Annotated in this window: 9 tRNA genes and 6 rRNA genes; all 15 read right to left on the bottom strand. The window is 50.5% G+C overall.

Annotated features, from left to right (window positions below):
• Nucleotides 1-56: 56 nt before the first annotated feature.
• Nucleotides 57-2,976, bottom strand: a 23S ribosomal RNA gene (locus CAO17_RS09880).
• Between the two features lie 199 nt (nt 2,977-3,175).
• Nucleotides 3,176-3,290, bottom strand: a 5S ribosomal RNA gene (gene rrf, locus CAO17_RS09885).
• Between the two features lie 71 nt (nt 3,291-3,361).
• Nucleotides 3,362-6,282, bottom strand: a 23S ribosomal RNA gene (locus tag CAO17_RS09890).
• 290 nt (nt 6,283-6,572) lie between these two features.
• A 16S ribosomal RNA gene (locus tag CAO17_RS09895) occupies nt 6,573-8,137 on the bottom strand.
• 184 nt (nt 8,138-8,321) lie between these two features.
• Nucleotides 8,322-8,397 (bottom strand) — tRNA-Ala (locus CAO17_RS09900).
• A gap of 15 nt (nt 8,398-8,412) precedes the next feature.
• A tRNA-Pro gene (locus CAO17_RS09905) sits at nt 8,413-8,489 on the bottom strand.
• A gap of 4 nt (nt 8,490-8,493) precedes the next feature.
• A tRNA-Arg gene (locus CAO17_RS09910) sits at nt 8,494-8,570 on the bottom strand.
• Between the two features lie 3 nt (nt 8,571-8,573).
• A tRNA-Leu gene (locus CAO17_RS09915) sits at nt 8,574-8,662 on the bottom strand.
• A gap of 8 nt (nt 8,663-8,670) precedes the next feature.
• Nucleotides 8,671-8,745, bottom strand: a tRNA-Gly gene (locus tag CAO17_RS09920).
• 28 nt (nt 8,746-8,773) lie between these two features.
• Nucleotides 8,774-8,858: transfer RNA gene (locus tag CAO17_RS09925), tRNA-Leu, on the bottom strand.
• 5 nt (nt 8,859-8,863) lie between these two features.
• Nucleotides 8,864-8,939 (bottom strand) — tRNA-Lys (locus CAO17_RS09930).
• Nucleotides 8,940-8,955: 16 nt separating this feature from the next.
• Nucleotides 8,956-9,031, bottom strand: a tRNA-Thr gene (locus CAO17_RS09935).
• A 163-nt stretch (nt 9,032-9,194) separates the two neighbouring features.
• Nucleotides 9,195-9,270: transfer RNA gene (locus tag CAO17_RS09940), tRNA-Val, on the bottom strand.
• A gap of 7 nt (nt 9,271-9,277) precedes the next feature.
• A 5S ribosomal RNA gene (gene rrf / locus CAO17_RS09945) occupies nt 9,278-9,392 on the bottom strand.
• Between the two features lie 113 nt (nt 9,393-9,505).
• Nucleotides 9,506-12,426: ribosomal RNA gene (locus tag CAO17_RS09950) — 23S ribosomal RNA — on the bottom strand.
• The 16S, 23S and 5S rRNA genes sit together here with 9 tRNA genes alongside, the layout of an rRNA operon.
• Nucleotides 12,427-12,771: the final 345 nt, after the last annotated feature.

Raw genomic sequence — 12,771 nt, forward strand, 5'->3', positions numbered from 1 at the left:
TAAGGTTTGTACCTTGAAAACTAAATAAGAGTTAATCACTGACATCCATTAAGAAGTTAGTTAAGTCCTCGATCGATTAGTATTCGTCAGCTCCACGTGTCACCACGCTTTCACCTCGAACCTATCTACCTCATAGTCCCTGAGGGATCTTACTCACTTAGAAGTGATGGGAAGTCTCATCTTGAGGGGGGCTTCATGCTTAGATGCTTTCAGCACTTATCCTTACCATACGTAGCTACCCAGCTATGCTCCTGGCGGAACAACTGGTACACCAGCGGTATGTCCATCCCGGTCCTCTCGTACTAAGGACAGCTCCTCTCAAACTTCCGGCGCCCACGACGGATAGGGACCGAACTGTCTCACGACGTTCTGAACCCAGCTCGCGTACCGCTTTAATGGGCGAACAGCCCAACCCTTGGGACCGACTACAGCCCCAGGATGCGATGAGCCGACATCGAGGTGCCAAACCTCCCCGTCGATGTGAACTCTTGGGGGAGATAAGCCTGTTATCCCCGGGGTAGCTTTTATCCGTTGAGCGATGGCCCTTCCATGCGGAACCACCGGATCACTAAGCCCGACTTTCGTCCCTGCTCGACTTGTAGGTCTCGCAGTCAAGCTCCCTTCTGCCTTTACACTCTGCGAATGATTTCCAACCATTCTGAGGGAACCTTTGGGCGCCTCCGTTACCTTTTGGGAGGCGACCGCCCCAGTCAAACTGCCCGCCTGACACTGTCTCCGAACCGGATCACGGTCCTGGGTTAGAAGGTCCATACAGCCAGGGTGGTATCCCACGGATGCCTCCACGTAAGCTGGCGCTCACGCTTCTGAGGCTCCCACCTATCCTGTACAAGCTGCACAGACATTCAATATCAGGCTACAGTAAAGCTCCACGGGGTCTTTCCGTCCTGTCGCGGGTAATGCGCATCTTCACGCATAGTATAATTTCACCGGGTCTCTCGTTGAGACAGTGCCCAAGTCGTTGCACCTTTCGTGCGGGTCGGAACTTACCCGACAAGGAATTTCGCTACCTTAGGACCGTTATAGTTACGGCCGCCGTTTACTGGGGCTTCGGTTCTAAGCTTCGGACCAAAGGTCCTAACTCTTCCCCTTAACCTTCCAGCACCGGGCAGGTGTCAGCCCCTATACTTCGCCTTTCGGCTTCGCAGAGACCTGTGTTTTTGCTAAACAGTCGCTTGGGCCTATTCACTGCGGCTCTATCTCTATAGAGCACCCCTTCTCCCTAAGTTACGGGGTCATTTTGCCGAGTTCCTTAACGAGAGTTCTCCCGCTCACCTTAGGATTCTCTCCTCGCCTACCTGTGTCGGTTTGCGGTACGGGCACCTGTGATCTGGCTAGAGGCTTTTCTCGGCAGTGTGAAATCCGGAACTTCGGCTATAGTTGCCTCCCCATCACAGCTTGAAATGGCCAGACGGATTTGCCTATCTGACTTTCTCACTGCTTGGGCGCACACGTCCATCGGTGCGCATTCCTTATCCTACTGCGTCCCCCCATCACTCATAACGATCACGAGGTGGTACAGGAATATCTGCCTGTTGTCCATCGCCTACGCCTTTCGGCCTCGGCTTAGGTCCCGACTAACCCTGAGAGGACGAGCCTTCCTCAGGAAACCTTAGGCATTCGGTGAAAGAGATTCTCACTCTTTTTTCGCTACTCATACCGGCATTCTCACTTCTAAGCGCTCCACCAGTCCTCACGGTCTGACTTCACAGCACTTAGAACGCTCTCCTACCATTGTCTAAAAGACAATCCACAGCTTCGGTGATACGTTTAGCCCCGGTACATTTTCGGCGCAGAGTCACTCGACCAGTGAGCTATTACGCACTCTTTAAATGATGGCTGCTTCTAAGCCAACATCCTGGTTGTCTAAGCAACTCCACATCCTTTTCCACTTAACGTATACTTTGGGACCTTAGCTGGTGGTCTGGGCTGTTTCCCTTTCGACTATGAACCTTATCACCCATAGTCTGACTCCCAAGTCTAAGTAGCTGGCATTCGGAGTTTGACTGAATTCGGTAACCCGATGAGGGCCCCTAGTCCAATCAGTGCTCTACCTCCAGTACTCTTTCCTTGAGGCTAGCCCTAAAGCTATTTCGGAGAGAACCAGCTATCTCCGTGTTCGATTGGCATTTCACCCCTACCCACACCTCATCCCCGCATTTTTCAACATACGTGGGTTCGGGCCTCCTGTCAGTGTTACCTGACCTTCACCCTGGACATGGGTAGATCACACGGTTTCGGGTCTACGACCGCATACTCATTCGCCCTGTTTAGACTCGCTTTCGCTGCGGCTTCGTGTCTTCCACTTAACCTTGCATACGATCGTAACTCGCCGGTCCATTCTACAAAAGGTACGCCGTCACGCGTAAATGCGCTTCGACTACTTGTAGGCACACGGTTTCAGGTACTCTTTCACTCCCCTTCCGGGGTACTTTTCACCTTTCCCTCACGGTACTGGTTCACTATCGGTCACTAGGGAGTATTTAGCCTTGGGAGATGGTCCTCCCGGATTCCGACGGAATTCCACGTGTTCCGCCGTACTCAGGATACACTCCGGAGAGAATTCTCTTTTGACTACAGGGCTGTTACCCTCTTTGGCTCATCTTTCCAGATGGATTCGTCTAAAGAATTCCTTTGTAACTCCATGTGGAGTGTCCTACAACCCCAGAGAGCAAGCTCTCTGGTTTGGGCTGTTTCCGTTTCGCTCGCCGCTACTTGGGAAATCGCATTTGCTTTCTCTTCCTCTGGGTACTGAGATGTTTCAGTTCCCCAGGTATGCCTCTTGTGCCCTATGTATTCAGACACAAGTCCTGTTCCATTACGAACAGTGGGTTTCCCCATTCGGAAATCTCCGGATCAAAGCTTACTTACAGCTCCCCGAAGCATATCGGTGTTAGTCCCGTCCTTCATCAGCTCCTAGTGCCAAGGCATCCACCGTGCGCCCTTATTCACTTAACTAANGCTACTGCCATGAACGAGTTCCTCCATTAAATATTTCCTCTATATTAACATACATGTCAATCGCTAAAATTTCATGAAAGTTGCTTAAAAAATAAGAAGTAAGCTCTAAGTTATGACAAATATATGACAAAAAAGGCAATAAGTAATATACAAAAAAAGACATAATACAATATTTTGTATCATGTCTTTCAAAATTGCCTAGCAACGTCCTACTCTCGCAGGGGTTAACCCCAACTACCATCGGCGCTGGAGAGCTTAACTACTGTGTTCGGCATGGGAACAGGTGTGGCCTCTCCGCCATTATCACTAGACCTATGTATTTAATTTAAGGTTTGTACCTTGAAAACTAAATAAGAGTTAATCACTGACATCCATTAAGAAGTTAGTTAAGTCCTCGATCGATTAGTATTCGTCAGCTCCACGTGTCACCACGCTTTCACCTCGAACCTATCTACCTCATAGTCCCTGAGGGATCTTACTCACTTAGAAGTGATGGGAAGTCTCATCTTGAGGGGGGCTTCATGCTTAGATGCTTTCAGCACTTATCCTTACCATACGTAGCTACCCAGCTATGCTCCTGGCGGAACAACTGGTACACCAGCGGTATGTCCATCCCGGTCCTCTCGTACTAAGGACAGCTCCTCTCAAACTTCCGGCGCCCACGACGGATAGGGACCGAACTGTCTCACGACGTTCTGAACCCAGCTCGCGTACCGCTTTAATGGGCGAACAGCCCAACCCTTGGGACCGACTACAGCCCCAGGATGCGATGAGCCGACATCGAGGTGCCAAACCTCCCCGTCGATGTGAACTCTTGGGGGAGATAAGCCTGTTATCCCCGGGGTAGCTTTTATCCGTTGAGCGATGGCCCTTCCATGCGGAACCACCGGATCACTAAGCCCGACTTTCGTCCCTGCTCGACTTGTAGGTCTCGCAGTCAAGCTCCCTTCTGCCTTTACACTCTGCGAATGATTTCCAACCATTCTGAGGGAACCTTTGGGCGCCTCCGTTACCTTTTGGGAGGCGACCGCCCCAGTCAAACTGCCCGCCTGACACTGTCTCCGAACCGGATCACGGTCCTGGGTTAGAAGGTCCATACAGCCAGGGTGGTATCCCACGGATGCCTCCACGTAAGCTGGCGCTCACGCTTCTGAGGCTCCCACCTATCCTGTACAAGCTGCACAGACATTCAATATCAGGCTACAGTAAAGCTCCACGGGGTCTTTCCGTCCTGTCGCGGGTAATGCGCATCTTCACGCATAGTATAATTTCACCGGGTCTCTCGTTGAGACAGTGCCCAAGTCGTTGCACCTTTCGTGCGGGTCGGAACTTACCCGACAAGGAATTTCGCTACCTTAGGACCGTTATAGTTACGGCCGCCGTTTACTGGGGCTTCGGTTCTAAGCTTCGGACCAAAGGTCCTAACTCTTCCCCTTAACCTTCCAGCACCGGGCAGGTGTCAGCCCCTATACTTCGCCTTTCGGCTTCGCAGAGACCTGTGTTTTTGCTAAACAGTCGCTTGGGCCTATTCACTGCGGCTCTATCTCTATAGAGCACCCCTTCTCCCTAAGTTACGGGGTCATTTTGCCGAGTTCCTTAACGAGAGTTCTCCCGCTCACCTTAGGATTCTCTCCTCGCCTACCTGTGTCGGTTTGCGGTACGGGCACCTGTGATCTGGCTAGAGGCTTTTCTCGGCAGTGTGAAATCCGGAACTTCGGCTATAGTTGCCTCCCCATCACAGCTTGAAATGGCCAGACGGATTTGCCTATCTGACTTTCTCACTGCTTGGGCGCACACGTCCATCGGTGCGCATTCCTTATCCTACTGCGTCCCCCCATCACTCATAACGATCACGAGGTGGTACAGGAATATCTGCCTGTTGTCCATCGCCTACGCCTTTCGGCCTCGGCTTAGGTCCCGACTAACCCTGAGAGGACGAGCCTTCCTCAGGAAACCTTAGGCATTCGGTGAAAGAGATTCTCACTCTTTTTTCGCTACTCATACCGGCATTCTCACTTCTAAGCGCTCCACCAGTCCTCACGGTCTGACTTCACAGCACTTAGAACGCTCTCCTACCATTGTCTAAAAGACAATCCACAGCTTCGGTGATACGTTTAGCCCCGGTACATTTTCGGCGCAGAGTCACTCGACCAGTGAGCTATTACGCACTCTTTAAATGATGGCTGCTTCTAAGCCAACATCCTGGTTGTCTAAGCAACTCCACATCCTTTTCCACTTAACGTATACTTTGGGACCTTAGCTGGTGGTCTGGGCTGTTTCCCTTTCGACTATGAACCTTATCACCCATAGTCTGACTCCCAAGTCTAAGTAGCTGGCATTCGGAGTTTGACTGAATTCGGTAACCCGATGAGGGCCCCTAGTCCAATCAGTGCTCTACCTCCAGTACTCAAATCTTTGAGGCTAGCCCTAAAGCTATTTCGGAGAGAACCAGCTATCTCCGTGTTCGATTGGCATTTCACCCCTACCCACACCTCATCCCCGCATTTTTCAACATACGTGGGTTCGGGCCTCCTGTCAGTGTTACCTGACCTTCACCCTGGACATGGGTAGATCACACGGTTTCGGGTCTACGACCGCATACTCATTCGCCCTGTTTAGACTCGCTTTCGCTGCGGCTTCGTGTCTTCCACTTAACCTTGCATACGATCGTAACTCGCCGGTCCATTCTACAAAAGGTACGCCGTCACGCGTAAATGCGCTTCGACTACTTGTAGGCACACGGTTTCAGGTACTCTTTCACTCCCCTTCCGGGGTACTTTTCACCTTTCCCTCACGGTACTGGTTCACTATCGGTCACTAGGGAGTATTTAGCCTTGGGAGATGGTCCTCCCGGATTCCGACGGAATTCCACGTGTTCCGCCGTACTCAGGATACACTCCGGAGAGAATTCTCTTTTGACTACAGGGCTGTTACCCTCTTTGGCTCATCTTTCCAGATGGATTCGTCTAAAGAATTCCTTTGTAACTCCATGTGGAGTGTCCTACAACCCCAGAGAGCAAGCTCTCTGGTTTGGGCTGTTTCCGTTTCGCTCGCCGCTACTTGGGAAATCGCATTTGCTTTCTCTTCCTCTGGGTACTGAGATGTTTCAGTTCCCCAGGTATGCCTCTTGTGCCCTATGTATTCAGACACAAGTCCTGTTCCATTACGAACAGTGGGTTTCCCCATTCGGAAATCTCCGGATCAAAGCTTACTTACAGCTCCCCGAAGCATATCGGTGTTAGTCCCGTCCTTCATCAGCTCCTAGTGCCAAGGCATCCACCGTGCGCCCTTATCCACTTAACTAATTAACAATGAATAAGCGTTGTATCGCTTTAATTTGATGTCTTGATTACTCTTATTTAGTTTTCAAGGTACAAAAATTGAAAGAGATTTACTCTCTCAAAACTGAACCAAACAACTCAGTATGTTTTATCCAAATAAATATTTAGATATTCCGTAATAATCTAGCTTCAGCTCCTAGCGGTTCGCGTCATAAGCAATTGACACTCCAAGCACCAAAGACCAGGTGCTTTACGGTCCCTTGCTTATGCGGTCACCGCTGAACAGTCGCTTACGCCTTTTATCTTCCTTAGAAAGGAGGTGATCCAGCCGCACCTTCCGATACGGCTACCTTGTTACGACTTCACCCCAATCATTGGTCCCACCTTCGGCGGCTGGCTCCAAAAGGTTACCTCACCGACTTCGGGTGTTACCAACTCTCGTGGTGTGACGGGCGGTGTGTACAAGACCCGGGAACGTATTCACCGCGGCATGCTGATCCGCGATTACTAGCGATTCCGGCTTCATGTAGGCGAGTTGCAGCCTACAATCCGAACTGAGAATGGTTTTATGGGATTTGCTTGACCTCACGGTTTCGCTTCCCTTTGTACCATCCATTGTAGCACGTGTGTAGCCCAGGTCATAAGGGGCATGATGATTTGACGTCATCCCCACCTTCCTCCGGTTTGTCACCGGCAGTCACCTTAGAGTGCCCAACTGAATGCTGGCAACTAAGATCAAGGGTTGCGCTCGTTGCGGGACTTAACCCAACATCTCACGACACGAGCTGACGACAACCATGCACCACCTGTCACTCTGTCCCCGAAGGGAAAATCCTATCTCTAGGAGTGTCAGAGGATGTCAAGACCTGGTAAGGTTCTTCGCGTTGCTTCGAATTAAACCACATGCTCCACCGCTTGTGCGGGTCCCCGTCAATTCTTTTGAGTTTCAGCCTTGCGGCCGTACTCCCCAGGCGGAGTGCTTAATGCGTTAACTTCAGCACTAAAGGGCGGAAACCCTCTAACACCTAGCACTCATCGTTTACGGCGTGGACTACCAGGGTATCTAATCCTGTTCGCTACCCACGCTTTCGCTCCTCAGCGTCAGTTACAGACCAGAGAGTCGCCTTCGCCACTGGTGTTCCTCCACATCTCTACGCATTTCACCGCTACACGTGGAATTCCACTCTCCTCTTCTGTACTCAAGTCCTCCAGTTTCCAATGACCGCTCACGGTTAAGCCGCAAGATTTCACATCAGACTTAAAAGACCGCCTGCGAGCGCTTTACGCCCAATAAATCCGGACAACGCTTGCCACCTACGTATTACCGCGGCTGCTGGCACGTAGTTAGCCGTGGCTTTCTGGTTAGGTACCGTCAAGGTATGATCAGTTACTATCATACTTGTTCTTCCCTAACAACAGAGTTTTACGATCCGAAAACCTTCTTCACTCACGCGGCGTTGCTCCGTCAGACTTTCGTCCATTGCGGAAGATTCCCTACTGCTGCCTCCCGTAGGAGTCTGGGCCGTGTCTCAGTCCCAGTGTGGCCGATCACCCTCTCAGGTCGGCTACGCATCGTCGCCTTGGTGAGCCTTTACCTCACCAACTAACTAATGCGCCGCGGGCCCATCTGTAAGTGACAGCCGAAGCCGTCTTTCAAACTCTCCATCATGCGATGAAAAGTATTATCCGGTATTAGCTCACGTTTCCGCAAGTTATCCCAATCTTACAGGCAGGTTGCCCACGTGTTACTCACCCGTCCGCCGCTCGTTCCACTAACGTCACCCCCGAAGGGGATCAGTTAGCTTCCCGCGCTCGACTTGCATGTATTAGGCACGCCGCCAGCGTTCGTCCTGAGCCAAGATCAAACTCTCCAAAAAAGTTTGTATAGAATTAACACCAATTAATTCTATGTCTTAGCTATAGTTAAAAGAAAAACGAGTTCCTTTTAATATCTTAACATACTGGTTGTTTTGTTCAGTTTTCAAAGAGCAAATTTGGTTCGCTTTGTAACAGCGACTTTATTAATTTAACATACTAATTAACTTCTGTCAATCGATATCCTGGTGGAGCCTAGCGGGATCGAACCGCTGACCTCCTGCGTGCAAAGCAGGCGCTCTCCCAGCTGAGCTAAGGCCCCATCATTCATCTATAATGGTCGGGAAGACAGGATTTGAACCTGCGACCCCATGGTCCCAAACCATGTGCTCTACCAAGCTGAGCTACTTCCCGATAATGGCGCGCCCGAGAGGAGTCGAACCCCTAACCTTCTGATCCGTAGTCAGACGCTCTATCCAATTGAGCTACGGGCGCTTATGGTGCCGAGGACCGGAATCGAACCGGTACGGTAGTTACCTACCGCAGGATTTTAAGTCCTGTGCGTCTGCCAGTTCCGCCACCCCGGCACATAGTCTGGAGCGGAAGACGGGATTCGAACCCGCGACCCCCACCTTGGCAAGGTGGTGTTCTACCACTGAACTACTTCCGCATGACAATGTTTTTATAGTATATTATAATGGTGCGGGTGAAGGGAGTCGAACCCCCACATCCGAAGATACTAGATCCTAAGTCTAGCGCGTCTGCCAATTCCGCCACACCCGCATAAATGGTGAGCCATGAAGGATTCGAACCTTCGACCCTCTGATTAAAAGTCAGATGCTCTGCCGACTGAGCTAATGGCTCATATATTTTATAGAAATGGTGCCGGCCAGAGGACTTGAACCCCCAACCTACTGATTACAAGTCAGTTGCTCTACCAATTGAGCTAGGCCGGCGTATTATGTTTTAGATAATATTATTAGATGGTGCACTACTTTTTTTATGCTCGTCGTGTTGTAAGTTCATTCGGTTAAGTTGCACTTCTCACAAGCCTGCACATAGTAGGTTTTGATGAAATAAACGGCTTGCTCTACCAATTGAGTTAGACCGGATTATATATGGTGGAGGATACAGGACTTGAACCTGTGACCCCCTGCTTGTAAGGCAGGTGCTCTCCCAACTGAGCTAATCCTCCGGATGAAACCTGGCGGCGTCCTACTCTCGCAGGGGTTAACCCCAACTACCATCGGCGCTGGAGAGCTTAACTACTGTGTTCGGCATGGGAACAGGTGTGACCTCTCCGCCATCGCTACCAGATAATACTTATTCATAAGAACAAGTTATATTATATGCATTTTTGACAAAAAGTGCAAGGGTTTTTTATACCCTAAAAACTAAATAAGAGGTAATCACTGACATCCTTTAAGAAGTTAGTTAAGTCCTCGATCGATTAGTATTCGTCAGCTCCACGTGTCACCACGCTTCCACCTCGAACCTATCTACCTCATAGTCCCTGAGGGATCTTACTCACTTAGAAGTGATGGGAAGTCTCATCTTGAGGGGGGCTTCATGCTTAGATGCTTTCAGCACTTATCCTTACCATACGTAGCTACCCAGCTATGCTCCTGGCGGAACAACTGGTACACCAGCGGTATGTCCATCCCGGTCCTCTCGTACTAAGGACAGCTCCTCTCAAACTTCCGGCGCCCACGACGGATAGGGACCGAACTGTCTCACGACGTTCTGAACCCAGCTCGCGTACCGCTTTAATGGGCGAACAGCCCAACCCTTGGGACCGACTACAGCCCCAGGATGCGATGAGCCGACATCGAGGTGCCAAACCTCCCCGTCGATGTGAACTCTTGGGGGAGATAAGCCTGTTATCCCCGGGGTAGCTTTTATCCGTTGAGCGATGGCCCTTCCATGCGGAACCACCGGATCACTAAGCCCGACTTTCGTCCCTGCTCGACTTGTAGGTCTCGCAGTCAAGCTCCCTTCTGCCTTTACACTCTGCGAATGATTTCCAACCATTCTGAGGGAACCTTTGGGCGCCTCCGTTACCTTTTGGGAGGCGACCGCCCCAGTCAAACTGCCCGCCTGACACTGTCTCCGAACCGGATCACGGTCCTGGGTTAGAAGGTCCATACAGCCAGGGTGGTATCCCACGGATGCCTCCACGTAAGCTGGCGCTCACGCTTCTGAGGCTCCCACCTATCCTGTACAAGCTGCACAGACATTCAATATCAGGCTACAGTAAAGCTCCACGGGGTCTTTCCGTCCTGTCGCGGGTAATGCGCATCTTCACGCATAGTATAATTTCACCGGGTCTCTCGTTGAGACAGTGCCCAAGTCGTTGCACCTTTCGTGCGGGTCGGAACTTACCCGACAAGGAATTTCGCTACCTTAGGACCGTTATAGTTACGGCCGCCGTTTACTGGGGCTTCGGTTCTAAGCTTCGGACCAAAGGTCCTAACTCTTCCCCTTAACCTTCCAGCACCGGGCAGGTGTCAGCCCCTATACTTCGCCTTTCGGCTTCGCAGAGACCTGTGTTTTTGCTAAACAGTCGCTTGGGCCTATTCACTGCGGCTCTATCTCTATAGAGCACCCCTTCTCCCTAAGTTACGGGGTCATTTTGCCGAGTTCCTTAACGAGAGTTCTCCCGCTCACCTTAGGATTCTCTCCTCGCCTACCTGTGTCGGTTTGCGGTACGGGCACCTGTGATCTGGCTAGAGGCTTTTCTCGGCAGTGTGAAATCCGGAACTTCGGCTATAGTTGCCTCCCCATCACAGCTTGAAATGGCCAGACGGATTTGCCTATCTGACTTTCTCACTGCTTGGGCGCACACGTCCATCGGTGCGCATTCCTTATCCTACTGCGTCCCCCCATCACTCATAACGATCACGAGGTGGTACAGGAATATCTGCCTGTTGTCCATCGCCTACGCCTTTCGGCCTCGGCTTAGGTCCCGACTAACCCTGAGAGGACGAGCCTTCCTCAGGAAACCTTAGGCATTCGGTGAAAGAGATTCTCACTCTTTTTTCGCTACTCATACCGGCATTCTCACTTCTAAGCGCTCCACCAGTCCTCACGGTCTGACTTCACAGCACTTAGAACGCTCTCCTACCATTGTCTAAAAGACAATCCACAGCTTCGGTGATACGTTTAGCCCCGGTACATTTTCGGCGCAGAGTCACTCGACCAGTGAGCTATTACGCACTCTTTAAATGATGGCTGCTTCTAAGCCAACATCCTGGTTGTCTAAGCAACTCCACATCCTTTTCCACTTAACGTATACTTTGGGACCTTAGCTGGTGGTCTGGGCTGTTTCCCTTTCGACTATGAACCTTATCACCCATAGTCTGACTCCCAAGTCTAAGTAGCTGGCATTCGGAGTTTGACTGAATTCGGTAACCCGATGAGGGCCCCTAGTCCAATCAGTGCTCTACCTCCAGTACTCAAATCTTTGAGGCTAGCCCTAAAGCTATTTCGGAGAGAACCAGCTATCTCCGTGTTCGATTGGCATTTCACCCCTACCCACACCTCATCCCCGCATTTTTCAACATACGTGGGTTCGGGCCTCCTGTCAGTGTTACCTGACCTTCACCCTGGACATGGGTAGATCACACGGTTTCGGGTCTACGACCGCATACTCATTCGCCCTGTTTAGACTCGCTTTCGCTGCGGCTTCGTGTCTTCCACTTAACCTTGCATACGATCGTAACTCGCCGGTCCATTCTACAAAAGGTACGCCGTCACGCGTAAATGCGCTTCGACTACTTGTAGGCACACGGTTTCAGGTACTCTTTCACTCCCCTTCCGGGGTACTTTTCACCTTTCCCTCACGGTACTGGTTCACTATCGGTCACTAGGGAGTATTTAGCCTTGGGAGATGGTCCTCCCGGATTCCGACGGAATTCCACGTGTTCCGCCGTACTCAGGATACACTCCGGAGAGAATTCTCTTTTGACTACAGGGCTGTTACCCTCTTTGGCTCATCTTTCCAGATGGATTCGTCTAAAGAATTCCTTTGTAACTCCATGTGGAGTGTCCTACAACCCCAGAGAGCAAGCTCTCTGGTTTGGGCTGTTTCCGTTTCGCTCGCCGCTACTTGGGAAATCGCATTTGCTTTCTCTTCCTCTGGGTACTGAGATGTTTCAGTTCCCCAGGTATGCCTCTTGTGCCCTATGTATTCAGACACAAGTCCTGTTCCATTACGAACAGTGGGTTTCCCCATTCGGAAATCTCCGGATCAAAGCTTACTTACAGCTCCCCGAAGCATATCGGTGTTAGTCCCGTCCTTCTTCAGCTCCTAGTGCCAAGGCATCCACCGTGCGCCCTTATTCACTTAACTAAGTTTACAATGAATAAGCGTGCTAAATTAATAGCCTTGCTTTACGTTTTAATCTAGATTCAGCTACCATAATCAGTCGCTGCATCCTTTTATTTTTGATGTCGTTGATTACTCTTATTTAGTTTTCAAGGTACAAAAATTGAGAGATTCACTCTCTCAAAACTGAACCAAACAACTCAGTATGCTTTATCCAAATAAATATTTAGATATTCCGTAATAATCTAGCTTCAGCTCCTAGCGGTTCGCGTCATAAGCAATTGACACTCCAAGCACCAAAGACCAGGTGCTTTACGGTCCCTTGCTTATGCTGTCACCGCTGAACAGTCGCTTACGCCTTTTATCTTC

The organism is Oceanobacillus senegalensis, from assembly GCF_900176885.1.
Lineage (GTDB): Bacteria > Bacillota > Bacilli > Bacillales > Amphibacillaceae > Oceanobacillus > Oceanobacillus senegalensis.